At 60.5% G+C, this 25,540-nt stretch carries 22 protein-coding genes and 1 tRNA gene; 14 read left to right on the plus strand and 9 right to left on the minus strand.

Annotated elements, in window-relative coordinates:
- Nucleotides 1-134 precede the first annotated feature (134 nt).
- On the minus strand, nt 135-1,625 hold the full coding sequence (locus H0S73_RS17600; RefSeq protein WP_181053358.1) for a cadherin domain-containing protein: 1,491 nt from the start codon (nt 1,623-1,625) through the stop codon (nt 135-137).
- A gap of 860 nt (nt 1,626-2,485) precedes the next feature.
- Between H0S73_RS17600 and H0S73_RS17605 the strand changes: the two genes are divergently transcribed.
- The 6 genes from H0S73_RS17605 (at nt 2,486) to H0S73_RS17630 (ending at nt 7,094) form a co-directional block, all read left to right on the plus strand.
- Nucleotides 2,486-2,749: a hypothetical protein gene (locus H0S73_RS17605; protein WP_181053359.1), complete on the plus strand. Its 264-nt coding sequence runs from the start codon at nt 2,486-2,488 to the stop codon at nt 2,747-2,749.
- A gap of 87 nt (nt 2,750-2,836) precedes the next feature.
- Nucleotides 2,837-3,100: a zinc-finger domain-containing protein gene (locus tag H0S73_RS17610; protein WP_009489367.1), complete on the plus strand. Its 264-nt coding sequence runs from the start codon at nt 2,837-2,839 to the stop codon at nt 3,098-3,100.
- Nucleotides 3,101-4,288 carry an FAD-dependent oxidoreductase gene (locus H0S73_RS17615; RefSeq protein ID WP_181053360.1) on the plus strand — a complete coding sequence of 396 codons (1,188 nt, stop codon included), beginning with the start codon at nt 3,101-3,103 and terminating at the stop codon, nt 4,286-4,288.
- Between the two features lie 65 nt (nt 4,289-4,353).
- Nucleotides 4,354-4,439: transfer RNA gene (locus tag H0S73_RS17620), tRNA-Leu, on the plus strand.
- Between the two features lie 95 nt (nt 4,440-4,534).
- Nucleotides 4,535-6,178: a site-specific integrase gene (locus H0S73_RS17625; RefSeq protein ID WP_181053361.1), complete on the plus strand. Its 1,644-nt coding sequence runs from the start codon at nt 4,535-4,537 to the stop codon at nt 6,176-6,178.
- Nucleotides 6,179-6,524: 346 nt separating this feature from the next.
- Complete coding sequence (locus tag H0S73_RS17630) at nt 6,525-7,094, plus strand: hypothetical protein (protein WP_181053362.1); 570 nt, start codon at nt 6,525-6,527, stop codon at nt 7,092-7,094.
- A gap of 1,146 nt (nt 7,095-8,240) precedes the next feature.
- Here the strand turns inward: H0S73_RS17630 and H0S73_RS17635 are convergent.
- Complete coding sequence (locus H0S73_RS17635) at nt 8,241-8,882, minus strand: hypothetical protein (protein WP_181053363.1); 642 nt, start codon at nt 8,880-8,882, stop codon at nt 8,241-8,243.
- A 278-nt stretch (nt 8,883-9,160) separates the two neighbouring features.
- Between H0S73_RS17635 and H0S73_RS17640 the strand changes: the two genes are divergently transcribed.
- The 6 genes from H0S73_RS17640 (at nt 9,161) to H0S73_RS17665 (ending at nt 13,727) form a co-directional block, all read left to right on the plus strand.
- On the plus strand, nt 9,161-9,706 hold the full coding sequence (locus H0S73_RS17640; RefSeq protein ID WP_181053364.1) for a recombinase family protein: 546 nt from the start codon (nt 9,161-9,163) through the stop codon (nt 9,704-9,706).
- Between the two features lie 390 nt (nt 9,707-10,096).
- On the plus strand, nt 10,097-10,453 hold the full coding sequence (locus H0S73_RS17645) for an HNH endonuclease family protein (protein ID WP_181053365.1): 357 nt from the start codon (nt 10,097-10,099) through the stop codon (nt 10,451-10,453).
- A gap of 264 nt (nt 10,454-10,717) precedes the next feature.
- Nucleotides 10,718-11,377 (plus strand): hypothetical protein, encoded by a 660-nt coding sequence (locus H0S73_RS17650; protein WP_181053366.1) that lies wholly within the window; start codon nt 10,718-10,720, stop codon nt 11,375-11,377.
- A gap of 66 nt (nt 11,378-11,443) precedes the next feature.
- Nucleotides 11,444-11,896: a ribonuclease HI gene (rnhA, locus tag H0S73_RS17655; RefSeq protein ID WP_181053367.1), complete on the plus strand. Its 453-nt coding sequence runs from the start codon at nt 11,444-11,446 to the stop codon at nt 11,894-11,896.
- Between the two features lie 191 nt (nt 11,897-12,087).
- Nucleotides 12,088-13,212 carry a hypothetical protein gene (locus H0S73_RS17660; protein WP_181053368.1) on the plus strand — a complete coding sequence of 375 codons (1,125 nt, stop codon included), beginning with the start codon at nt 12,088-12,090 and terminating at the stop codon, nt 13,210-13,212.
- Nucleotides 13,209-13,727, plus strand: coding sequence for a hypothetical protein (locus tag H0S73_RS17665; RefSeq protein ID WP_181053369.1), 519 nt, complete (start codon nt 13,209-13,211; stop codon nt 13,725-13,727). Before H0S73_RS17660 ends, H0S73_RS17665 begins: the two co-directional genes overlap by 4 nt.
- A gap of 267 nt (nt 13,728-13,994) precedes the next feature.
- Here H0S73_RS17665 and tyrS read toward each other — a convergent pair whose 3' ends face one another.
- The 7 genes from tyrS to msuE all read right to left on the minus strand — a co-directional run bounded on the left by tyrS (nt 13,995) and on the right by msuE (nt 22,416).
- On the minus strand, nt 13,995-15,263 hold the full coding sequence (tyrS, locus tag H0S73_RS17670) for a tyrosine--tRNA ligase (protein ID WP_181053370.1): 1,269 nt from the start codon (nt 15,261-15,263) through the stop codon (nt 13,995-13,997).
- 1,106 nt (nt 15,264-16,369) lie between these two features.
- Nucleotides 16,370-17,083: a hypothetical protein gene (locus tag H0S73_RS17675; protein ID WP_181053371.1), complete on the minus strand. Its 714-nt coding sequence runs from the start codon at nt 17,081-17,083 to the stop codon at nt 16,370-16,372.
- Nucleotides 17,084-17,253: 170 nt separating this feature from the next.
- Nucleotides 17,254-18,228 carry a phosphoribosylaminoimidazolesuccinocarboxamide synthase gene (locus tag H0S73_RS17680; RefSeq protein WP_181053372.1) on the minus strand — a complete coding sequence of 325 codons (975 nt, stop codon included), beginning with the start codon at nt 18,226-18,228 and terminating at the stop codon, nt 17,254-17,256.
- Between the two features lie 126 nt (nt 18,229-18,354).
- Nucleotides 18,355-19,455, minus strand: a complete 1,101-nt coding sequence (locus H0S73_RS26145; protein WP_181053373.1) for a LolA family protein — start codon at nt 19,453-19,455, stop codon at nt 18,355-18,357.
- 10 nt (nt 19,456-19,465) lie between these two features.
- On the minus strand, nt 19,466-20,146 hold the full coding sequence (locus tag H0S73_RS17690) for a DoxX family protein (protein WP_181053374.1): 681 nt from the start codon (nt 20,144-20,146) through the stop codon (nt 19,466-19,468).
- Nucleotides 20,147-20,263: 117 nt separating this feature from the next.
- Nucleotides 20,264-21,256: a UDP-glucose 4-epimerase GalE gene (gene galE / locus H0S73_RS17695; RefSeq protein ID WP_181053375.1), complete on the minus strand. Its 993-nt coding sequence runs from the start codon at nt 21,254-21,256 to the stop codon at nt 20,264-20,266.
- Between the two features lie 575 nt (nt 21,257-21,831).
- Nucleotides 21,832-22,416: an FMN reductase gene (msuE, locus tag H0S73_RS17700; protein WP_181053376.1), complete on the minus strand. Its 585-nt coding sequence runs from the start codon at nt 22,414-22,416 to the stop codon at nt 21,832-21,834.
- A gap of 374 nt (nt 22,417-22,790) precedes the next feature.
- Between msuE and H0S73_RS17705 the strand changes: the two genes are divergently transcribed.
- Together H0S73_RS17705 and H0S73_RS17710 are read left to right on the plus strand one after the other, a co-directional pair.
- A complete protein-coding gene (locus H0S73_RS17705; protein ID WP_181053377.1) occupies nt 22,791-24,164 on the plus strand; it encodes a pyridoxal-phosphate dependent enzyme in 1,374 nt (457 codons plus the stop codon).
- Nucleotides 24,164-25,324: a cystathionine gamma-synthase gene (locus H0S73_RS17710; protein ID WP_181053378.1), complete on the plus strand. Its 1,161-nt coding sequence runs from the start codon at nt 24,164-24,166 to the stop codon at nt 25,322-25,324. The genes H0S73_RS17705 and H0S73_RS17710 overlap by 1 nt, the downstream gene beginning before the upstream one ends.
- Nucleotides 25,325-25,540: the final 216 nt, after the last annotated feature.

A 25,540-nucleotide genomic window follows, 5' to 3' on the forward strand; every position in this document is an offset into this window, starting at 1 on the left:
TGGGAACTCTCCGAAAGCCGCTCCTCTCCATGTGGAGGTTCAGAACGGAAAGAGCCTCCACGGTGGCGGGTGAAGACATAGGAGGTCGCAACAAGCCCGGCCATGACGCGAGGGTTTGTCAGACGGGCATCGCGTCAGACGACGAAGACGTCGAGGTGGGTGAGCTTGAGGTTCTTGGTGACGGTGGCGAACTGGATCGCCTCGGCCGCCCCGGTGCCGTCCTTGTCGTAGAACAGCGCCCCGGTCTTCTTGTTGTAGATCACACGATCGTCCCGGTCATGGGCCTTGGTGCCGACATAGAACTCGCCCTTCTTGAGCACGCCCTTCCTCGACAGGGCCTTGAACACGCTCTTGGCCAGATGGAGCGTGTCGTCCACCGCCACGAAGTCGACGATCCGGTCGAGGTTCTGCTTCTTGTTGAGCGCATTGGTCTTGGCCAGTCTGGCGTCGAACACGAAGATGTCCTGACCGGCGCCGCCGTCGAGCGTGTCGTTGCCGAGCCCGCCGGAGAGCCGGTCGTGGCCGGCGTTGCCGTAGAGCCGGTCCTTGCCGGCCAAGCCAACGATCACGTCGTTGTTGCCGCGTCCCGCGAGCGTGTCCGCAGCCGCAGTGCCGGTCAGCGTGAGCGCCGGATCGCTCGGGCTGCCGGGGGTGCCGGGGGTGCCCGGGCTGTCGGCCACGTCGGTGACGGTAAGGACGATCTCCTGCGTGGCGGCGAGGCCGTACTGGTCGGTGACCGTCACGGTGACGCTGTGGCTGGTCCGGGTCTCGTAATCGAGGCTTTTGAGCAGCACCAGGGTGGTGCCGTCGAGCTTGAAGGTGCCGGTGGGATCGGCCAGCGTGTAGGTGAGCGCATCGCCCTCGGCATCGTGCGCCGACAGGGTGGCCAGCGGCGTGCCGGTGAGCGCGTTCTCGGCGAACGTGGTCTGCGAGAACGCGAGGCTGTCCGGAGCGGTGTTGTAGAGGGCCATTTTCACGCCGTTGAACAGGCCGAAACGGATGTCCTTCAGGCTGTCCTTGCCGTCCTTGCCAGCGCGCTTGTCCTCGACCGTGACCCGATGGTTGCCGAGATCGGTGATCGTGTAGTCGCTAGATGCGCCGGAGAATATGGCCGTGTCGTTGCCGCCGCTGCCATCGAGCGTGTCGTCGCCGCCGCCGCCCGTGAAGCTGTTGGCGGCGGAAGTGCCGATAAAGCTATCGTTGCCGCTTCCGCCGATCAGGTTTTCAATGCCAATGAGCGTATCGTTGCCCTGGCCCGTATTCTGCTCTGTCGCTAGGGAAAGGTCGACCGTAAAACCTGCAGCCCCCGTGTAGATCGCGGTATCCGAGCCGCCGCCGCCATTGATCAGATCATCGCCCTCGCCACCGAAAAAGATTTCGGCGCCATCGCCGCCATAAGCCTGATCGTTGCCGGCTCCGAGATCGATGACGCCAACCGACCTGCCGCCATTCCGGGCATCGTAAAGATCGTTCCCTCCATTCAGGGAAACTGCATAGACCCCGCCTTTGATGCTTCCGGTATTCGTAACTTGATCCGCAGTATTCCCAGTGCATACACCGCCTGTACCGCCGTCGATGACTCCGGAGTTTGTAATGATGGACTGCCCATCGAACTGCAGGTGCAAATCACCGCATAAGACACCGATGCCGCCGACTTTGATTTCACCTCGATTGATGACCTGGCCATCATCACCCATGAAGTCGATACCATGGATTCGTGCCGTAACCGTTCCGAGCGCAAATATTGTGACGACGGTCGAATACAGGGCAATGGCGGAATTCAGTTCCGAGTTGATGGTTCCGCCATTTTCGATCTGAACGGACGATACGTTTCCGCTGCTCGTAACAGCACTTGCCCCATTCGATGGATCAATCGTTCCACCAGATATGACCCTCAGGCCGTCTCCTGGCGAGAGAGAAAAGGTCGAGTTCCAATACGTTTGAACGATTTGTGTGACGGCCATTCCTGGTACCCCGATACGTAGTTCCGCCATCGCTGGTTAGGGCCGCTGGGACGCGCCACATGTTTCGATGGGCCGGTAACTCACTGCGCATCATTTAGAGATCGAATTTATATGTTGTAACATAATAATGAAGGTGCTCGTCAAAAGTTTTATGGGCCATGCTCATTTGTTCCGTCTTTGTTCTTGACAGCGGGTTCAATTTTGGCTATATCGTTGCAAGTCTGATCCGACGAGGGGCGCGCTTCGCGAGGCGTCGCACAGTGTGGGAGCAGGCACGGTCCTGCCCGCCGGTCACGCAGCCGGCGGCAGGAGGCCCTTGGTGCCGCAAGGCTGCCAAGTCCGCCTAAAAGAACCGTGCGCGAAGCGGCCGTCCGGCTCTTCCATCCAACATCACACAGCGAGCCGGGCTGCCCGACGCGCCACCCTCGATCTCCTTCAAGCTCCGGGCTCTCTCAGCCCGGAGACGAAGGTGCGTGACTTATCCCATTTCATGTCCTGTCAGATTGCCGGAAGATCATTCCATGAAACGCTTTCATCCCATCCTGTCCGACCTGCCCGATTGCGACGATACCCTGCGCCGCCTTGCCGACGTGCTGCAGATGCCGCACACCTGCCGCAGAAGCCGCTGCCAGCGCAGGGGCGCCTGCCAGGGCGGCTACGGGCCGCCCTGCTACCTTGAGGACCGCCGGTCCTTCGTTCTCGGCGTGGGCGAGCAGATGCAGGAATACCGGGAGTTTTGGCACGGCCGGTACAGGGCGATCCAGGCGGAGGAGCGGCGGCGGTAACGCCGTCCCTCCGGAAAAAGGCTCTAGGCGCATGGCCCTTCGGCCATTATGGTGCCGGCCGAATTTCATCCCTCGAGAGCAACGGCCATGGCTGACAAAGGCACACCCCATTTCCACAACGACCCGGGCGTTCCCGTCATTCACGTGGGCTCGAAGGAGTTCATGTGCATCGGGGCGACGCCGCCCTTCGATCATCCCCATATCTTCATCGACATGGGCTATGACAGCGAGACCGTCTGCTCCTATTGCTCGACGCTGTTCAAGTACGATCCGTCCCTGAAGGCCGACGAGGCCCGCCCGGCCGAATGCGTGTGGGAGCCCGACTTCGCGACCGATCCCGCCTCGCGCTAAGTGCAGAATCTCTCGATTGCCATTGTCGGCGCCGGAATCGGCGGCCTGACGGCGGCCCTGGCGCTCGCCCGGCAGGGCCATGCGGTCACGCTCATCGAGCGCCGGACCGGGTTCAGCGAGGTCGGCGCCGGGCTCCAGCTTTCGCCCAATGCGAGCCGGATCCTGCTCGGGCTCGGGCTCGGCGCCGCCCTGCGCCGGGTCGTGACGGAGCCGCAACGGGTCGTCGTCCGCTCCATCCGCTCGGGCAAGACCATCGGGCAGGTCGCCCTCGGGGCCTTCATGCGCGAGCGCTTCGAGGCTCCCTATTGGGTCGTGCACCGGGCCGATCTCCAGACGATTCTCCTCGACGCCGTCCGGTCCGAACCCGCGATCCGGCTCGTCATGGGCCGCACCGTCGAAGACGTCGCGGACGGGCGCGATCGGGCCCGCCTGACCTGGACCTCCGCCGGCGGCGCGCGGGAGAGCATCGAGGCCGACCTGATCATCGGCGCGGACGGCGTGTGGTCGAAGGTCCGGCAGGCCCTGGGCGACCGGACGCCGCCCGCCTATCGCGGCGCCATCGCCTGGCGCGCCACCTTCGAGCGGAATATGGCCCCGGCCGAACTCGCGGGCGACGAGACCGGCCTCTGGCTCGGCTCGCGGGGCCACGTGGTGCATTATCCGATTGCCGGGGGCAGGCTCGTCAACGTGGTGGCCATCCAGAGGAGCCCTGCTCCCGTCGACGGCTGGGCCGCGCCGGGCGACCGGGACGAACTTCTCGGCCACTACGCTTCCGCCGCCCCTGCCCTGCGCAACCTCCTGTCGCAGCCGCTGGACTGGCTGCGCTGGTCCCTGTTCGACCACCCGGCCGGGCGCCTCGCCCAGGGCCGGATCGCCCTTCTCGGCGACGCCGCCCATCCCGTCCTCCCCTTCCTGGCCCAGGGCGCGGCCCTGGCCATCGAGGATGCGGCTACCCTCGCGGGACTTCTGGGACAGGACCGGCCGAGCATCGCCGAAACTCTGTCCGCCTACGAGGCGCATCGCCTCCCGCGGGCCCGCCGGGTGCAGAACGAGGCGCGCAGGAACGGGCGCATCTACCATGCGGTCGGCCTCATCGGCTTCGGGCGCAACCAGGTCATGCACCATCTCGGGCCCGAAGGCATGACCCGGCGTTACGACTGGCTCTACGGCTTCCGCATTGCTGCGTAACGCTGGGAAAGGAACCCTCTTGGCCCTTGCACTCGGCCCCCCGGCCCGATAACCCTCATACCGATGCGGACGTGGCGAAACCGGTAGACGCAAGGGACTTAAAATCCCTCGGGCTATGCCCGTGCGGGTTCGACCCCCGCCGTCCGCACCAACCTCCTTGAAAATGCTTGCCCTGCAAGAAGTTCTTGTGCTTCAAGGGGTTCGGTCGCCCTAACGCTACAAAGGGCGCTACAAATGGCCATTCCCATGACTACCCTAACCCGTGCCCCAAACGGTGACTGGTTCGCCCGCAAGGGCATCCCGAAAGACATCCGAGTTGCCTATAAAGCTGCCTTCGGGGTCTCCCAGGAGGAGCGGTTCCGGCGTCCTGCGGCGATGTCTCAGGGCCGCGCCAAGCAGGAGTTGCGCGATTGGGACGCAACAATCAGCAGCCGGATTGAGGCGCTGCGGGCAAAGACGAACGGCGAGGGGCAGTCCCTCACCCAGCGTCAGAGCATTGCCCTTGTGGGCGAATGGTACGCTTGGTTTATCCAGAAGCATCAAGAAAACCCCGGCCCTGCCCTCGGCTGGGATTTGAAAAGAGACGAGCTTGAAGGCGTCTACAGTAGGTTCGGGGTCTCGGACCAAGACCTAGAAGACCCGAATTGGGAACCGCCCCCGGTTGTGAAGAAGAGGCTCCACCAGACTCTTTCCTCCCTGGCCGAGGTGCCGAGCTTTCTGGCCGCAAAGAACATTGCCCTCAACGATGAGGCGTCCTCCCTTTTCCTCGACGCCCTACAGGGCGACTTCCTCAGCGCCCTCGCCACCTTGAGACGGCGCAGCGAGGGGGACTATCGACCCGACGAGCGCCCGAAGGTGTTCCCAGAGTTCGAGGTAAAGAAGGCGTCCGGGCTCACCGCTTGGGGCCTCTTTGAAGCCTGGGTGAAGGAGAAGAAGCCGCGTCCCCAGACTGTCGATAGGTGGAGGGCGGTGTTCCTGAACCTCCAGGGCCAGTTCAACGATAAGGACGCGAATGAGATTACCGAGGCCGAGGCCCGCCAATGGGCCAAGGGGTCGGTCACCGAGGAGAGGTCAGCGCAGACGGTTCAAGAGGTTTGGCTCAATGCGGCTAAGACCGTCTTCCGCTGGGGCAAGGAGACCAAGACCCTCGACCACAACCCCTTTGCAGAGGTGAAGATCACCGTTCCCAACAAGGTTCGGCTCCGGGAGACCAAGGCGTTCACCTCTCAGGAAATCCAGACGATCCTTGCTGCGACCCTGCAAGAGCCCCCGCCCCGCCTGTCGGCGCACTACCGGGCTACGCGCCGCTGGGTGCCTTGGATTTGTGCCTACTCGGGAGCCCGAGCCGGAGAGATTACACAGCTTCGGGGGACTGACGTGGTCAAGCGCGATGGAATTTGGGCAATCCGCCTCACACCCGAGGCCGGAACGATCAAGACGGGCGAGGCCCGTACTGTCCCGATCCATGAACATTTGATTGAACAGGGCTTTCTTGAGTTTGTGAAAGCCGCTGGCGACGGGCCCTTGTTCTACCACCCCTCAGCCCGCAGGAAGTCCCAAGCAGACGACCCGACTAAACCGGGACAATCCCAGGCAGTGAAGACCCGCAACCACCTTGCGGAGTGGGTCCGCGAGATTGGAGTAGATGACCCAGAACTCCGTCCTAATCACGCGTGGCGGCACACGTTTAAGCAAATTGCCGACCGCTGCGGGATCAGCGAGCGAGCATCTGACGCGATTACCGGTCATGCTCCAATCAACGAGGGACGAGCTTACGGCAAACCCACGTTGGCTGACATGGGAGAGGCTTTGAAGCGTTTCCCGAGGTACGACGTGCGGCCCACTAAGAAACTCGCGACTGCAAACGAAGGAGCGTTCGACGAGAAGTAGGACCTGCCATGAAGGGCCAGAGTTCCGCCAGTCCCGCCTAGACCTCCACGGCTTCCGAGTTTGGTACGTCACCAAGGCCGAGCGGGCATATTAGCTGACCCACTTCATTGAGGCATTGTGGGGCTACAAGCGCACGCCCTTTGGGCTCCACTCGGGGGGAATCTGAGGCGCGGCAACTCAGGGACATGGCGAGGATCGTAAAGCTGCTCACCGGGTGCAATTGCGCATGATGTAGCGGCTGCCGCCCTGCTCTAGGCATATGAACCTTCGACATATCTTAGGAGGCATTTCGGAAACATCGTGAAGGCGTTACAATAGCCAAGGTTTAAGCCAGGGAGCAGCATTGATGGCGGCAGTCATAGCAAGGAAAGTAGCTCTAACCTTCGTGCTTGCGCTAGCTTTGGCTTCGGCAGCGAGCGAAACCTGGGCCCAACGATTACGAAAGCCATGTAATGCGGTGAGAACTCTCGCCGAGGTCGATTATGACCCAACCCTTGCCATTGGTATGGCTAGCAATAGAGACGCGGGCACTTGCGTGTTCTACGTATCACTGCCCCCTCCGGCGGGAACCAGCCCAGGATCAAAAGCGGCTGGAGCGTTCAAAGCGTTTCTTCGCTCCTATGATCCGAAGTCCGCAGCTCCCTCAGCAGAACTTACTCAACAACTAATCGAGGCACTTGTAGCCCCGCTTCGAGAGGAGCAATTTAGGACAAGTGATGGGCGGGAGTTGGAGAACATCATAAGAGAAAAGGAGGCGAAAACGGTTGAAATCTGCGCAATAAAAGTCGCTACTTCAAAGATGCCCGTAGGACGGCAGGGAGAATTTATTTCCTGCGGTCTATCTCCTGAGGGGAGATTTGTTCTTGAAGCAAGCTATAAATCTGTAACCTTCGCCCTTCAGCTCCCAACAGTATGAGCCACGCCGATGCCCGGCATCTGGAGAAGACCGCGCGTTACGTGGAATGAGCTGAAATCATTTTGGCTTGTCACCGATACGCGATCGGCCATCGTAGGGTCAGTAGCAGGCTCAATAATTACATTCATAGGCACAGCACTGTCCGCAAATCCGCCCAGGGAGGTATCAGTATTTACAAATGTAGACGGGTATGCTCAGCCAATGTACTCTCTTGTTGGCCCCCTCGAGGATGAGAAAGACAAAATTAAAGTCGTCTTTGACCCACCTAACTTAAAAGATATCTACGTTTGCGAATATTCTCACCTTGTCGGAACGTCTTCAAAAGAGATATTTTTCTCTTACATTAATAAATATTCTATGTGTTTTTCAATTAGTGAAAAGTCCCCATCTGAAGTCGTCGTTCGTCCCAACAAAAATTCGGGCTTCCTAACTAAGCGAGAAAATTCCTGGCTCTGCAAATGCGGCTCATAGAACCGCTAAAAAACGCCTCGGCCCGAGCAACACACCGTTCCCACTACCTGCAGGAGAATGCTTGAAGTTATTGCCCAAACCCGCGGTGGCAGCCCGGGGGGGGTTAGTTTCCGGATATTCTTGGGGCAAAAATCTTTCCGCCCAAATCTACGGAGCATCGAGGCCAATTCCCCCCGAGGGGTGGAGACGCTGGCCTCTTGGTTCCACGACATCAGCGGCGCAGACAGCCGCTCCCCTTCACGCCGACCCACCGTAGAGCCCCTTTCGCGGCCCGCGAGGCCGCAGTACCGGCGCACGATAATGCCCGCCGTGTTCGACTGTTGTGGGAGACTTGGCACCCGAGAAAGCAACGACCTTGGACAAAGAGAGACCCGAGAGAGCGTGGCTCAATCTCGGGCCGAGGTAGACCGTATCGGGAGGAAGTAGTGAACGGCCGCCCCCCTAACAACTCACGTATGGGGATGTTCCATCGCTCTACACCGGTCCACTGTAGACGGCCACGGCCACTGCCACTGCCCTACCCGGCGCACCGCGACAGGCCTCCTTGAACGCCCTATGTGGAAGCCCGTCAGCCTTGTCTGTTACCTTCACAACGAACCCTCACGACTGATTTGTATCTTGAGGAAACATTGGTCTTCAAGCGCAGCGTATGCGGGAGGTCGTGGTAAGGGCAACCTATGATTTCCGGCGCGATCCTTCGATGATCCGCAGTGCTTCTGCGACCTCATCAGGTGTTCTGACAGCGAACCGGGTATAGCCGGGACGATCTAATTTGAGGTCCAACGAGGATGGCAGAAAGCGTTGAGGAACGCCTCTCACAGTGATCGAAAGCGACTGAACTCGTGGCTGCACAATGACATACCAGAAATTGTCTGGCGTATTCTTAAAATTCAGGCGCAGACCTTTCTCTAGGTCGCCAGGGTAGCGAGAACGTACCGCGCGAAGAATTTGCTCAGCGGCCTCTTTCGCCTCTCCCATAAGCTCGCTGCGAACAAGGCTTAAAAACTCTTGGTCGCCCGGGCCATAAGTACCTGTGGCAGACTGTGATCTGACTGCAGCCAATTTTGCGGCCGGGCTGTTGCTCAGAACAATGATGTCATCAGTTGTACCAAGGTTGAGAACCGTAGCTTGGCTTGCGTCGAACCGAAGGGATTTATCCGCCTCGTCAAATCTAAGGGCCTCAACAAGTAACACACTACGCGTACCCGCTGTGACCTTCGCCTGCCCTAACATTGTTAGAATGTGTGGCGGCGCGGAACCAGACCAGACATCTTTGCCAAGCGGCACTACCCCATCAATTAGCATCATCATTCCCATAAGAAATTCTCTCTGGCTTTTGCTCTAATCAGAGCAAACATCAGCGCAACGCCTCTGTCAATATTTTTGATGTTCCCAGCGTAGTCTTGGATGAGTTGGAGCAACGCCCTTAAGCTCGGCCCAAGTAACGCCCTCAATGAACCTATTCGTTCCAATTGAGCCTGCTCATGTGGATCGTTCCAGCTCTTCACCTCCGCCGTTCCAAAAGAATAACGTTTGACATTTGGAACGGGGTAGGCGAGTAAGTCTAAGACTTCATTGGAACGGAGACCCCCTTCATGCTTATCGGATACGCCCGAACCTCGACCCTCGAACAGGAGGCCGGTCTTGAGGCTCAACTCCGCGACCTCCAGGCGCTCGGGTGTGAAAAGGTCTTCAAGGAACAGACCAGCTCCGTAGGCCGCCGTAAGGGCCTGGAGGAGACGATAGAGTTTGCCCGCGCAGGGGACACTTTGGTCGTTACGAAACTGGATCGCCTCGCCCGTTCCGTCCCTCACATGTGGGAAATCATTGGGAGGCTTCAGGCTAAGGGCGTGGCCCTGCGGATCGTAAACATGGGCATCGACACCAACACGCCTACCGGCAAGCTAATGCTCAATGTAATCGGGGGCGTGGCCGAGTTCGAGCGGGAGATGATGCTGGAGCGTCAGCGGGAGGGCATCGCCAAGGCCAAGGAGGAAGGCAAGTACAAGGGCAGAAAGCCCACCGCGCGGGCCAAGACGGACGACATCAAAGCCCTTCATGCGGAAGGGTTGAGCATGGGCGAGATTGCCAAGCGTCTCGGCATTGGCAAGGGCTCTGTCCACCGGGCCCTTACCAATTAAAGCCAACAGTACCTTTGGTGCAGTCACTGCACCTGTGCAGCGGGGTCGCTTCGGCGGCCCTTTTTCATTTCGTTGCACCATCGGAGAGAAGGCAGTTGGCAGATTATCTTGCACCTCTAACCAATGGGATCGGGAATTAACCCCCACCACTAGCCCGAGAAGGCGTGGAGCCAATTAGGTTCCACCTCTACTAGAAGAAGTGGCTCCCGCAGTTGCGCCGCGCTCGGAACCCCTACCCCATTCCTTGGGCCCCAACGAGTAGGCCCACGCCGCGCTTACTGGGAGGCCCGAAGACACAATGACCTCAGATCAAGGAAGGTCGTCTCTACCCTCGCTGCGGATGTCCTCACGTCCGTGTCCTCCTACCTGTTTTAACTCGGTAATATAGCAATGACCACTCGCGCCCTTCGAGAGGCGAAGACCTCTATCGACAAGGATGGTCGTGGGATCATCTTGGTCCCGCTCGCCAACACAACAAAACATGCCAGGTTATTTATCGAGGATTGGCAACAGCTCCTCGCGGACGGCTTCAGTCCCAACCTCTGCTTCAACCTCGGCATGGTGAAAATCTCCGACTGGAGACGCCGCACTCCCCGCCTATCTCGCATCCTCGTTAAAGCGGGACCGGGCTACATGGTTCGGCATCGAGACGGCGATCCGCTCAACTGTCGCCGTGACAACATCGTCCTTATCAAGACCCACAAGTTCACCCACAGAGCCCAACGAGGCTTCCCTCAATCATCCTAATCTGACGTGCCGCAATCCAAACATCACCAACCCTCATCCTGATCGCTGGAGCTTGATGAAGGAGGTCTTCCCCAGCGTAATCCGGTGAGTTTCTTACACTTGAGAGGAACCGCTCCGTACTCATAGCCAACGCCTCACACCTTTACCCGCAGGGTGCTTGGTCTGGTCGAGTTAATTACTCAAGCTCACAACACCTCAAAAACCTCCCCTATCGCACCCGTCGAGACCTCCTCGGCGGGTTTTATCATTTGAAGGCTCACTCCCATGCTTTACACAGTCGAAACTCTTGACCGCTCCACAGGCGTCCTCGCCCCTATCAATGGGGATTGGGTCACCGTCACCGAACTCGGCCACCGCTACAATGTCGGCTCTCGAAAGGTTCGCGTGATCCTCCATCACATGGGTCTGCTTCAGAGAGAGGGAGAACGCTATCGCCTTTCCCATACGTTCGTCCGCAAGGGTTATGGTCTTCGACACGACAAGCCCCGCAGCGGTTACCCCTTCGATGTCATCTCACCCCTGGGGCAAGAGCTTGTCGCCCAGGCGTGGGACATCGCCTTTCAGGATTGCGAGGCTGACCTCCGCGCGGATGCTCAGGTGGACACCGCACGGGCCGCTCTGGAGGCTTACAAAACTAATCGCCTGGAGCCTTTAGCGGCATCAGCAGAGGCGCTCTGGCTCCTCGATCACTTCCCAAAGCTCACGCATGAGCGGGTCGGGGAGATTATCGGAGTCACCCAGCAGCTCGTCAGTCGTTACGCAAAGCAGCGGACCAAGAAGCGGGCGAGCCACATTACGCCCAGATGCAAAGAGCTGCCCGTAAACGCTAGGCCCTTCGACGCTTCAAAGGTTGACCGAGAGCGCGGGCTAGTCGGTGGATTGCCCTCTCATAGTCAGAGGATCTTAAACCCTGTCCTGCTCTAAGCCCCCTCCTCCGTTTCGCTCATATAGAGCAAACCCATTATCTCTAACCCATCAATTGAGACTTCTATGACTGAACAAGCCATCATCTTCACCGACGGCGCTTGCCTCGGAAATCCTGGACCGGGCGGCTATGCCGCCGTGATCACCATTGCAGGACAAGAACAAGTCATCACCGGACACGACCGCACCACCACGAATAACAAGATGGAAATGACAGCGGCGATCAAGGCGCTTGAGGCTGTGCCTCATGGCGTCCCGATTATTCTCCACAGCGACAGCCAATATGTCATCAAGGGAGCGCGGGAGTGGCTCCATGGATGGAAGGCCAGGGGCTGGCGTAAAGCTGACGGCAAGCCTGTCCTAAACCAAGACCTATGGATGCAGATGGATGCTGTGATGGTTGGCAGGAACATCACTTGGAAGTGGGTGAAAGGCCATGCCGGCCACACCGAGAATGAGCGTGTCGATGGTCTGGCGAATTGGGAAGCGGTGAAAGCTGCGGCCGGAACAGCGCAATGATTTAGGCTCGGTATTCTGCGACTTACTCGATTGCTATGCGGTCTGGGGGTGTAAGAGCCCCCCCTTCCATAGATAGCAACTTGTCCCCTTCTGGCTAATGATCGCCCCCTAGAAAACATCCTTAAATTCCCATAGAAAGAATTCTATCATTCAGTAAGAAGTGGCGCGAGAGATTAGGGGCTAACTTCACGATGCTAACGATTGATATTGCTACGAAGATTGTGCCAGAAGACCAACGCATTTGGGTAGTGTTCTCTGGTAGCCGTAGGCAACATTACGAGTATTTCCTAGACAACAGCCTCGTATTCATTGACTACCCCGGCATAGCTCTCACAAGGAAATCACTGGAGAGTATGGATGCTATTCGCCAGCACGTACGTATGGCAATCGCACTAAATGAATACCACCGAAGCGGCGTTCAAAAACGACCTCCTTCAAGAAATCCGAAAAGGTACTCAGACGCCCCTTTTGAAGAACACTCTTCACGCGTTCGTGCTGGCAATGTACGCCGTTTGTATAAGGAGGTTCGCGCGGGCGATCTTGTAGTCGTCCCAGGGGCTGCCTTTCAGCCAGTTCTTTTTGGCGAAGTGACAGATGATTTTGACCCGAAAAATCAGGTGTCTGTTCCCGGACGTGACTATCTGCCCATTCAATACCGATCCGTGAAATGGACCAGAACGGACGTCTCACGGTCAGATATTCCCGTCGATCTACAAAGGTATTTTCTAAAGCCTCCTGCGGTTGCTGAAATCGCTCGTACTGACACTACGGAAAGACTCTACAGCTTTGCTTACGATTCCTACATATTGCGGGATAGATCATTCACTTTCTTTCCGGGGCCAAACTATAGTGGCAACGATCCATTAGAAACATCCGAAGCAAATCAGCTAATAAGCTACTTCGTTGCAGCATATTCTGCAATCGAGCGTGATGAAATAGATGACTTCGTCTCTCTTAGTATGCTTGATGCTATTGCGGAATATTACGATAAAGAACTCTTAGAATCTTACGTCCAGGTATTTCGTTCACCTGGGTACTTTAGCATGATGACTAAGGTTACTTTGTTAGCTGCCTTTGTCGCCTCAAGAGTGACAATTGCGACGACTAATGTCCTGCCAGCGGTAATGAAAGATGGGATCAAAATCACAAATAGTGCAACCGCTAAGCCGAATAAAGATCAAGAGCATTTAGAAGCCCAGATGAACTTGCTTATGAAGAGCCTTAAAGAGCCTCAACTCAATGAGATGAGGGCAAAAGGTAAAAATGCAAAGAAAAAACTCGGTCTTAAGGCTCAGTCGAAAATTGTGAAACAATGAAATTCTTTCGTTATCTGTGGGATGTCCTACGGGATACGTCAACCCCGCTTTGGGTAACACTTCTCGGCGTTGGCTTGAGCGCTTATGGGGCTTATAAAATAACCCCAGCAATCAATCATGAACTTGAGAAACAAAAAGTCAGGACAGAGTTTGTTATCCGGAATATGGATAGCCTCAACGGGAAAACGCAAGAGTTACTTGCAGAGCTTTCGATAGCCAATCGGAAAATTGTTGAAGGTGAAAAAGGATTTGGTGACAACGTCGACAAGGCTACACGCCTAACCACAGAGCTACAGTGGAAAGCTGTCGAACTCTCGGCCGTCTTACAAGACGATAAAAGCAGACAAGTCCTTATGGAATTTCAGCGGACTCTCGACGAAGTTCACACTGCAGTTCAAAATATTAAAGCACCTGATTCTGCTTTCTCGGCGCTCCAAAAGGTTAGAGCGTTTATACCCGCTTCCTTGGCCGTAACCCGTCGGATCGCCGAATTAAGTTCGATCCGGTTCGATTAGATACATCTCGGATCAACTGGCTCACGGCAGCGACAGCCTCGCTATGGCTTTGCCGTGGTCTCCGCCGATTAGGGCGCCACTCCTCTCCCTCCGGACCATTCATTTCGACTTGCTCTCCGCTACAAAGGCCACTACAAAGGTGCGGACTGGCGAACGAAAAAACTCAGTATTTTCAAGTTTAAATTGGTGTGAGAGCGGTTCCCCGCCGTCCGCACCATGACAAACAGGGGACGGATCCCGGGAAACCCGAGATCCGTGAGCGAAGGCTCAGGCAGCGCCCCCGCCGTCGTTCACCCGAACCAGCACATGCCGCTTCTTGCCGGCTGTCAGCTTCAGGGCACCGTCGACGAGATCCGCGGCGGCGATCCGCGCATCGGCATCCTGCACCACTTGTCCGTTGAGCCTAGCCCCGCCGTTGAGTGCTAGGCGGCGTGCTTCGCTCTTGGAGCGCGAAAGGCCTGCAAGAACCAGAAGCTGCGTAACGGTGACACCGGTCTCGAGCTGCGAGCGCGCAAGATCGAGGCTCGGAAGCCCCGATGCGTTCTCCCCGTCCTCGAAGGTGCGGCGCGCGGTGTCGGCGGCGGCGCAAGCGGCTTTCTCACCATGCGCGAGACGCGTCGCCTCATGGGCGAGAACACGTTTCGCCTCATTGATCTCGGAGCCCTTCAACTGGCCCAGGCGATGCACCTCGTCGAGCGGCAACTCCGTGAACAGGCGCAGGAAGCGGGCGACATCGTCGTCATCGGTGTTGCGCCAGAACTGCCAGAACTCGTAAGCACCGAGCTTCTCGGCGTTGAGCCACACGGCGCCGCTCGCCGTCTTGCCCATCTTGGCTCCCGCCGACGTCGTGAGCAGCGGCGTCGTCAGCCCGAAGAGCTGGCGCTGGTCGATCCGGCGGGCGAGCTCGATGCCGTTGACGATGTTGCCCCATTGATCGGAACCGCCCATCTGGAGCACGCAGCCGTGATGACGCGACAGCTCCAGGAAGTCGAAGGCCTGGAGGACCATGTAGTTGAACTCCAGCAGCGTCAGCGGCTGCTCGCGGTCCAGCCGCTGGCGCACGCTGTCGAAGCTCAGCATCCGGTTGATCGTGAAATGAGTGCCGAAATCGCGCAGGAACGGCAGGTAGCGCAGCGGATCGAGCCAGACTGCATTGTCCACCATCACCGCATCGGTGGGCCCGTCGCCGAAAGTGAGGTAACGGGAGAAAACCTGCCTGAGCCCTGCGGCGTTCCTGGCGATCTGCTCGTCGTCGAGCAATGGTCGGCTCGCATCGCGAAAACTCGGATCGCCGATCCGCGAGGTGCCGCCGCCGATGAGCACGACGGGCTTGTGCCCGCACTTCTGAAGCCAGCGCAGAGTCATGATCTGCACGAGGCTGCCGACATGCAGACTGTCGGCCGTGGCGTCAAAACCGATATAAGCCGCGACGGGACCGCCGGACAGCCGCGCATCAAGGCCGTCGAGATCCGTGCATTGGTGGATGAAGCCGCGCTCGGCGAGCGTTTTCAGGAATTCCGATTTCGGGGTGCTCATTGTCTTGTCTCCTCGGGGATGGCGGGAGCCGCTGCCCGGAGACCTGATCACCTCATGAAGATGCCGCCGGAGAGCGGCGGCATCGAACGTCTGGTCGCAACCGAACGGAGCCGCCCTATGGGGACGGCGTAAAATAGTTCGTGAACATGGTGCGACCGGTGATCATGGACGCATGTCATATGGAGATGGAGCGGTATCGTCAATCCGCTTCTCACCCATCGGGCCGGTCTTTGCCGGAACGCGCCGCGAGGCCCAACTGCAACGCTCCGGAGTCTTGTCCTATCCGTAGGGAGTAATTCGCAACGACCGGTCGCATTACTCCACTAGAGCCGGGGTAAGCCAAATCGCCATCAACATAATTGCCGGCTTACCTCCATATACCAATAATATATCTATACTTTCGAAAGTATTAACTCCGGATAGAAGGAATATATACTGAGCTCATAATGGAATAAAACTGTTCTCTGCTCAAGAATGAGTTCTGAAAAGCACTTCAGAGAGCAGGAGCATTCATGTCAGTTCGCCTATGCGTTGGGCTAATCGCCCTTTTATCTTCAACAAGTGCATTTTCGGCTGATCTTCCGAAGAGAAATACTGCACGTAGTAATTCCTACGAAACATACACTGCTACGGAAGCACGACAGCCGGCTGCCAGAAGCGCGAGGCGCTCCGAAGCGGCGAATGCGAGGTCCGTTACGCGTGGAGCGAGCCGCAGCGCCGGCGCGGCGCCGGTCTACACCGAGAATGTTGACGCCGCGTTCCAGCAATATTGCCGGCCCGCCAGGATCCGTGGCCTGTTCGGCCCGCGCCAGGTGTGGGAATGTCCCACGGTCCCGAGCGCGCAGTTTGCCCCAGGGCTCATCAGCACCTATCGCGACAGGGGCGAAAGCCCGCAGGCCAGCGCCAGTCTTGCGGGGTCTACCCCGTCCGGCCCGACCACCGGCGGCCCGAGCAATCCGCCTGCCTCAGGCGGCGGATCAGGGGGAAGCAACAATCCGTCTCAGAGCGGCGGAGGCGGTCAATCGTCCGGTGGCGGCAGCTCAAGCCCAGCTGGAGGTGGCTCGAGCCCCGTTGGCGGCACGGGACCCAGTGCAGGCAGCGGAACGTCACCGGACCAGAGCGGCGGCACAACCAACCCAGGCGGAGGAACCAATCCGGGAGGCGGAACTAATCCGGGCGGCAACACTGAGCCGGGCGGCAGCACCAATCCTGGTGGTGGCACCAATCCAGGCGGCGGCGCCAATCCCGGTGGCGGCACTGATCCAGGAGGCGGCACGAATCCTGGTGGCGGCACGAATCCAGGCGGCGGACACCCTGGAGGTGGCCACCACGGCGGAGGTAAGGGAGACCACGGTGGAGGCAAAGGCGACCACGGCGGTGGCAAAGGTGAACATCACGGTGGTGGCTGGTCCGGTGATCATGGCGGCAAGCCGGATCGCGATGGGCATGGCGGTGGACGCGGTGGAAAAGGTCACGATGGCGGCGACCGCGACGGCGGTAAGGGCCACGGCGGACGAGGAGGTGACGGTGACGGACGCGGAGGTCACGGTGGCGGCAAAGGCGACCACGGTGGCGGGCGCGGCGAATACGGCGGAGGTAAGGGAGACCAGGGCGGCGGACGCGGCAACAATGGTCACGGCAACGATGCCGATCACAACGATGCCTCGAACCCCGGCAAGTCCAATAACGGCGATGGCACCGATCAGGACGGAACACCTGGCAACGGCCGTGGCGATCGCGGCAACAGCGGCGGCAACAGCGGTCAGGGCAGCGGAAACAGCGGCAGCCAGGGCGGCGGAAACAATGGCAACGGCAGCCAAGGTGGCAGCGGGAATGGCGGCCAAGGCGGCGGTGATCGCGGCGGCAACGGAGGCAATGGCGGCGGCAAGCGCTGACCCTGAGCCAGTCGATCCTCAAAGGGGCGCTCCGGCGCCCCTTTTCATTTCGTTTTGATCTCGCGATCAAACCTTTAAGGATTTTGCATCGCCCGTCAGAAATACGCCTTCAGGTTCTTGCGCACCCGCTCCAGCACCGGCACGTCTCTCGGCGGCAGCGCGAAAGTCTGGCCCGTAATGCGTTCGAAGGCATCGATATAGACGCGGGAGGTTTCCAGCACCACGTCCTGCGGGATCTCGGGGATCTCGTCCTTGTAGGGATCGCATCGGGCGACGACCCAGGTGCGGATGAAGTCCTTGTCGAAGCTTTCGGGCCGCTCGCCAGCCTCGAAGCGGCTTTGGTAGCTGTCCAGGAACCAATAGCGGCTCGAGTCGGGCGTGTGGATCTCGTCGGCGATCATGATCCTGCCGGCCTCGTCGATCCCAAATTCGTACTTCGTATCGACAAGGATCAGACCGCGCTCCCGAGCCATTTCCCGCCCCTTCGCGAAGAGCGCGAGAGCGTAGTCGGAGACCGTCTGCCACTGCTCCGCGCTGAGAAGCCCGCGCTCAACGATCTCCTGCGCGGTCAGGGGCTCGTCGTGTCCGCCGTCGAAAGCCTTGGTGGTGGGCGTGATGATGGTCTGCGGCAACTTCTCGTTATCGCGCATGCCGTCGAGCAGGCGAATGCCGTACATCTCGCGCTGTCCCGTCTTGTAAAGCGAGAGGATCGAGGTGCCGGTCGTACCCGCGAGATAATCGCGGACCACGATCTCTACGGGCAGGATCGTGAGCCTGCGTCCGACCAGCACGTTCGGATCCGGATACTCGATCACGTGGTTGGGGCAGATCGCCGCCGTCGCCTCGAACCAGAACTTGGCGGTTTGCGTCAGCACCTGCCCTTTCAGGGGAATGGCCGCGAGGTTCCGGTCGAAAGCGCTGATGCGGTCCGACGCGATGATGATCCGGCGCCCGTCGGGCAGGTCGTAATTATCGCGCACCTTGCCGCGATAGTGGTTCGGCAGTTCCGGGATGGTCGCCTCCTCGAGGACGTAACCGGCATAAGCTCCAAGGGCTGCTTTATCCACCATGCTCACCTGCCAAGGATTTCGAGGGCCGCGCTGCGGCGGCGTGATGGCGGTGTTCTAAACCGAAATCCGGTGCATGCTAGGCCCCAGGCGCCGAAATGCGGCACTTTCTCGTGAACGGCCGGCGGGCTACTGGCCGGCTCTCGCATCCCGGCGATAGGTCGCGTTGAGGCCTGACAGGGTCACGGAGGTCTCATAGCCCTGGGCGTCGATGATGGTCCATTGCTTGAGGGCATTGGCCCGGCTGTCGAAGCGCAGGGTTATCTTCGAGGTGCCGCCGAGGGTGGCACTGTCGTCGAACCGGACCGTGACCATGCCGTCGCGCCCGACCTGCACGTCACGGACCTTCGTGTCCCTCGACAGGTCGATGTTGTCCTGAACCAGAAATTTTAAGGGCGTCTGGCTGACGGGATAGACATCGTTCGTGCCGAGCTTCTTGTCGCGAATGGCGACGTTGCGACCGTCCGAGATCACCTCGAGAGTACTCGGCGGGGAATAGGCGAAGTGGAACTGGCCCGGGCGGCGCATGGAAAGCGTGCCTTCGGCCTGCTGGCCATTCGGATTCTTCTGAACGAAATAAGCCGACATCACGTCGATGCTGTTGAAATAGGCATTGATCCGGTCGAGAGCCTCCTCGGGCGTGCGTGGGCCGGGAGGCGAGGTCGGCGTCGGTGAGGAAGACGGCGCGGCGACGGAGGTTGGAGCAGGCGCCACAGGCTGTGCCGGGGTGGTGCGGGCAGGCTTGGGCGGCTCCGCAACCTTGGCCGGAGGCGGTGCGGCGGGCTTGGGCGGTTCGGCCGATGCCTGGACAGGCGTCTCAGGAGCAGATTTCTGCGGCTCTGGGGCAACCGGTTTTGCTTCGACTTTCGCGGCAGCCGGCGCAGGTTGCGGCTCTGGTTTCGCCACCGTCTGCGGGGCGGCCTGGGGCTGCGGTTTCGCGGCCCGCTGGGGCTGAGGTTTTTGAGCCGTCGCTTTCGGCTTCGGAGCTGGCTGAGGCCGTGCCTGCGGCTGGGCCTGGGCGCGCGGGGCGGCCGGAGCTTGGGGCGCCGCTTGCGGTGCAACCGGGGGGGCAGCCTGCTGAGGGGCGCTCTCGACCGAAGCCGCCGGCTTCTTGAAGACGCCGTCGAGGAAGCGGGTCAGTGGATCCGATGCCTGCTGGGCAGCGGCAGGAGTGAGGCACGCAAGGGCGAAAGCCAGACCGAGAATGCAACGCGAGGACAAATGGAGCATGACGCCAGAGCTAACCTGAAAAATCATCGATGGTCGTGCGCAAAAGCACGGCGCAGCAATGCTTTATGGCCTGGATAAGAGGCTGAATGAAGGCAGGAGCCTTGCAGGCAAAACCGAGTCGTGTCCAGAGCGGGCGTCCATCTCGCACCCTTAAGCGGCATCCGCCAGCTCTTCCTCGTCCGCCATGGGGCGGGCGGCGCAGGCCAGGGCTTGGGCGTCCGCAGGCGGACGGCTGCTTCTTCTTGCCCTTGGCGGGCTTCGCCTTGGCGTTCAGCCCCCTCCACCAGCCCTGCCAGCTCCAGGCGCCGGGGCCCATCAGTCCGTAGAAGAGGAGGCCGGCGAGAACACCGAGATGGGACAGGAAGATCGCCTGCTCGGCCTGGCGGTTCAGGCCGCCATAGTCCCAGAACCGGTGCATGGTCCCGGTTGTCACCACAAGGGCCGCGATGAGAACGGAGGCGCTCAGGCGCGGCGCGAAGCCGAAGATGAGAGCCAGGGGCCCGAACACTTCGGCCAGGACGATCATGGTCGCCACCACATCGCCATAGGGCATGCCCTTCAGGGTCAGCGTGGCGGCAAGCCCGGAGATGTTCGACAGGCGCCCGATGGCAACCGGCAGAAAGCAGCCTGCCAGCAGCAGGCGGTTCAGCAGCAGAATTCCATTGATGCCCGCTCCCCTGCCCTCGCCCATGCCTTTGCCCTCCAGCTCACCGTTTCAGTGGCGCCGGGAATCGTCCCCGCGCCTGACGAGCATTTGAGGCAGAGGTTCTTAACCCGACCTTATCGGGAGCCGGCAATCCACCGGACTTCAGAGCTTCAGGTTCCGCTCCCGCAACATGCTTTCCCAACGCAGGGAGTGATCCACGATCGTGGCGAGATCGTCATGCCGGGGCTCCCAGCCGAGCTTCGACCGGATGCGGGTCGGATCGGCCACGATGCTCGCCGGGTCACCGGCCCGGCGCGGTCCGATCCGCGCCTCGACGGGCTTGCCGGAGACCTTCCGCACGGTCTCGATGACCTCGGACACGGAATAGCCGTGTCCATAGCCGCAGTTCATGACGAGGCTCTCGCCGCCCTGGTCAAGATGGTTCAGCGCCTGCATATGGGCCGCAATCAGGTCGCTTACATGAATGTAGTCGCGAATGCAGGTGCCGTCCGGCGTCGGGTAATCCGTGCCGTAGACCTCCATGTGGGAGCGCATACCGAGCGCCGTCTGCACGGCCACCTTGATCAGGTGAGTGGCGTTCGCCGTCGATTGGCCGTGGCGCATCAGGGGATCGGCTCCCGCCACGTTGAAGTAACGCAGGGCCACGTAGCGCATGCCATGGGCGGCTGCGACGTCGCGCAGCATGATTTCCGTCAACTGCTTGGAGCTTCCGTAGGGTGAGAGAGGTCCCAGAGGCGCATTCTCGTCGATGGGCTTGTCGGATGTGTCGCCATAGACGGCCGCCGTCGACGAGAACACGAATTTCTTGACGCCGGCGGCAACGGCCGCCGCCATGAGGGCTCGGCTTTTGACGGTGTTGTTCAGGTAGTAGCCCAGCGGGTCGGAGACCGATTCCGGTACGATCAGCTTGGCGGCGAAATGGGCGATGGCGTCGATGCGATGCTGTTGAAGCGTCCGGAGAACCAGCTCGAAATCGCCCACATCGCCGACGACCAGAGGCACACCTTCAGGCACCGACCAGCGAAAGCCGGTCGAGAGATTATCGAACACGATGGGATTGTGGCCCGCGTCAAGCAGCGCAAGCACCATGTGGCCGCCGATATATCCTGCTCCGCCTGTGACGAGAACGTTCATGAAATCTCCTGGAAGCCCATCTCGCATGTGAACCATGCTGGCTTTATTCGTTCAAAGTTTCTAGATCGAGTCGATCCTGACGACAGGAAGGCTAGGGCATCGCGTGGAAAAGTGTATCGGGCATTTCGCTGCCTCGACCTTTGCGCCGCCCTGGAAGAAGAGTGACAGCCCAAAGGTAGCTCCTACCGATGGACCTGAGACTCCGGCGGAGCGCGAGCGAGAGGGTGCAGGATGGATGATCGCAGGGAATATTGGTGGGTCAGCTATGAGTCCAGAATCCAACCCGCCGAGGTCGATTTCGTCGGCGGCATCCCCGTGGGCTTCAGGTTCATCGGATGGGCGGCAGCATCCCCGCCGCGTCGGCTGAACTGATCGAGCGCCTGCCGGCCCTCCCGCCCCGTCATACGCCCCTCCGCGCCCCAGCCGGTCCCGGCTCAACCGCAGCGGAAAGGTTCGTGGCTCTGGCTGATCGGCATTCTCCTGCTGATCCTCGTGGCTCAGTGCTCAGGATCTCTCTTCGATCTCCTCAAGTGACGGGAGGTCGAGACCGACCGCCCATTCCGGTCGGATCGCTCTCAACGGACGGCCGCGAATCGCGCCGGCTCATGATCGCGGGCCTGCTCGATGCGCTGGCCCAGCACGTCCGAGAGCTGCGCGGCCGCCTTCGATGCCCGCTCGCGCACGGCCGCATCCACGAGGGTACCGTCGATGAAATTGCTCTCGCTCGCATAGACGGCCGTCGGGATGGTGAGCGCCTCGAAGAAGCCGAACAGCGGGCGAAGGTAGTGCTCGACCACAAACGCATGGCGTAAGCCTCCGCCCGTGGCCGTCAGCAGCACGGGCACATCTTTCAGGGCATCGGGCTCGACGAGATCGAAGAGATGCTTGAACAGGCCCGCATAGGACCCTTTGAAGACGGGCGTTCCGACGATCAGGGCATCGGCGGTCTCGATGTCTCTCAGGATGCGCGCGGCCTCGGGAGACAGGTGCGCGCGCGAGGAGGCGCCGCCGAGACCGGCCCCGATTCCCGCCAGATCGTGAACGATGAAATCCAACGGCCTCGACCGCCCGACCTCGGCCCCGATGGCTTCGACGAGGGATCGTGTCTTGGAAGGCCGCCGAGAGCTTCCGGCGATGCCGACGATGCGAGGGCGCGCCATGGAGAACCCTTTCTGATGCGACGGGCAAGGCCTCGTTCCCGATCCGGGTGGAGTTGCTCCGCCTCCGATCTGCCCTGCCATGGAAGTCGCCCGAGGTTCCTCCGCCAAATCCGCTCTGTCAATTGGAATGTTCTTTAAAACGAACAGACAACAAGAATTTTCCCGTTCTTGAATGCGCTGGGGGATTTCGCCTCCCGCCCATGGCCGGTGCCCGTTCCCCTTCGTGATGTATCGAGCCCCTGGGACCAAAGCCGATGCACAGCCGTTGAGGAATGAGAACGGCAGGTGACAATTCACCGAAGGGTCTGTAAGGACAATCCTGTTTCACATTCAAAAAGAAACAAATAATATATTTTACATTAGAAAGATGCAAAATGGCTGCTCATGGAGCCCTCGAGCTGATCGGCAGAACTCCCCTCGTGGAGCTGACGAGTCTGGACACTGGCCCGTGCAAGCTCTTCCTCAAGCTTGAGAGCGCCAACCCGAGCGGCTCCATCAAGGACCGCCCTGCCCGCGCCATGATCGAGGCAGCGGAGGCCGACGGGCGCCTGAAGCCGGGCGGCACCATCATCGAGGCGACGGCCGGCAATACGGGCGTCGGGCTGGCCCTGGTCGGCGCCAGCAAGGGCTATCGCACCCTCCTGGTGGTGCCGGACAAGATGTCCCGCGAGAAGGTCCTGCATGCCAAGGCCCTGGGGGCCGAGGTCGTGATCACCCGCTCCGACGTCGGCAAGGGCCACCCGGACTACTACCAGGACCTCGCCCAGGCGATCACCAACAGGACGCCGGGCGCCGTCTACATCAACCAGTTCGAGAACCCGGCCAACCCGGCGGCCCACGAGGCGAGCACCGGGCCCGAGATCCTGGAAGGGATGGACGGCGACGTAGATGCCGTCGTGGTCGGAGTCGGCTCGGGCGGCACCCTGACAGGCATCGGGCGCTATCTCAGGAAGGTTTCGCCCAAGACCGTCATGGTGCTGGCCGATCCGGCCGGTTCGATCCTCGCCCCGCTCGTCGAGACGGGCCAGATGACCGAGGCCGGCTCCTGGGCGGTGGAAGGCATCGGCGAGGATTTCGTGCCGCCGAACTGTGACCTCTCCCTGGTCAAGAAAGCCTATTCGATCGGCGACAAGGAAAGCTTCTCCGCGGCGCGCGAGCTCCTGCGCCGGGAGGGCATCCTGGCAGGCTCCTCGTCCGGCACTCTTCTGGCGGCCGCCCTGCGCTATTGTCGCGAGCAGACCGAGCCGAAGCGGGTCGTGACCCTCGTCTGCGACACGGGCGCCAAGTACCTGTCGAAGGTGTTCAACGATGCCTTCATCGCGCAGGAGGGCTGGCTCGACCGCAAGACGACCGGCACCGCCCGCGACGTGGTGATCAATCCCTTCGGCGAGGGCGCGACCATCTTCGTCTCGCCGAACGAGACCCTGCGCTCGGCCTTCGCCCGTATGCGCTCCTCCGACGTCTCGCAGTTGCCTGTGATCGAGGACGGCCGCGTGGTCGGCCTCGTGGACGAGAGCGATATCCTCGATGCTCTCGTGGCCAACGAGGGCGTCCCTCAGGGCGTTTTCGACAAGCCGGTGCGCGACGTGATGGTGACGCGCCTTCGGACGATCTCCGCCGATGCTCCGGTCAAGGAGCTTCTGCCCCTCTTCGCCGCCGGCCTCGTGCCGGTGATCATGGACGGCGATTCCTTCGTCGGCCTCGCCACCCGCATCGATCTCATCAACTATTTCCGGATCCATTCATAATGACGACCCGCAACCAGCTCGATTTCGCCACCCGCTGCATCCATGCGGGCCAGTCGCCGGATCCCACAACGGGCGCCGTGATGATGCCGATCTACGCCACATCGACCTTCGCGCAGGAGAGCCCCGGCGTTCACAAGGGCTTCGAATACGCCCGCTCGCAGAACCCGACCCGCATGGCTTTCGAGCGCTGCATCGCGGATCTGGAAGGCGGCAACGCGGCCTTCGCCTTCTCGTCCGGTCTGGCGGCGAGCGCCACCGTGCTCGACATGCTGGACCACGGGTCCCACATCGTCGCTTCCGACGATCTCTACGGCGGCACGCGCCGGCTCTTCGAGCGCGTGCGCCGGAAGTCGGCCGGGCTCGACATCACCTATGTCGATCTCGGCAACCCCGACGCCGTGAAGGCGGCCTTGCGCCCCAACACCAAGCTCGTCTGGGTCGAGACGCCCACCAACCCGCTCCTGAAGCTCGCCGACCTCGAAGCGATCGCCGCAGCGACCCGCGGGCACGGCACCTGGCTCGTGGCCGACAACACCTTCGCCAGCCCATGGGTGCAGCGTCCGCTCGAATTCGGCTTCGACATCGTGGTGCATTCCACGACCAAATACCTCAACGGCCATTCCGACATGGTCGGCGGCGTGGTGATCGTCGGCCAGAACCAGGAGATCCGCGAGAAGATCGCCTTCCTGCAGAATGCAGTCGGTTCCGTGTCCGGTCCGTTCGACAGCTTCCTGGCGCTACGCGGCCTCAAGACCCTGTCCCTGCGCATGGAGCGGCACTGCAGTTCGGCGCTCAGGATCGCCCAGTTCCTCGAAGCTCACCCTGGCGTCGATGGCGTGATCTATCCGGGCCTCGCCTCGCATCCGCAGCATGAGCTGGCCAAGCGCCAGATGCGCGGCTTCGGCGGCATCATCACCGCCCGCATCGCGGGCGGCCTCGACGGCGCGACGCGCTTCCTGGAACGCTGCCAGCTCTTCACCCTGGCGGAGAGCCTCGGCGGCGTGGAAAGCCTGATCGAGCATCCCGCGATCATGACCCACGCTTCGGTGCCGGCGGAAGTCCGCGCCGAACTCGGCATCGACGACGGCCTCGTGCGCCTGTCCGTCGGCATCGAGGATGCGGACGACCTGATCGACGACCTGCGTTCCGCTTTGGCTTGAAGAAGGCTTATGCTCCTTGTCATCACCGGGCTTGTCCCGGTGATCTCGATCGGAAAAGTGCGCCGCCTCACAAAATCGGATGGCCGGGACAAGCCCGGCCATGACGTGGAACGTGTCATTCCCGGCCGGAGATGGCAAGGCCATCGGAGGGGAAGGGAATCCACGTTCAGGCGCGACGCCATGGATCCCCTTCCCTCGCCTTCGGCTCGCCGGGGA

The sequence above is a fragment of the Microvirga mediterraneensis genome (assembly GCF_013520865.1).
GTDB lineage: Bacteria > Pseudomonadota > Alphaproteobacteria > Rhizobiales > Beijerinckiaceae > Microvirga > Microvirga mediterraneensis.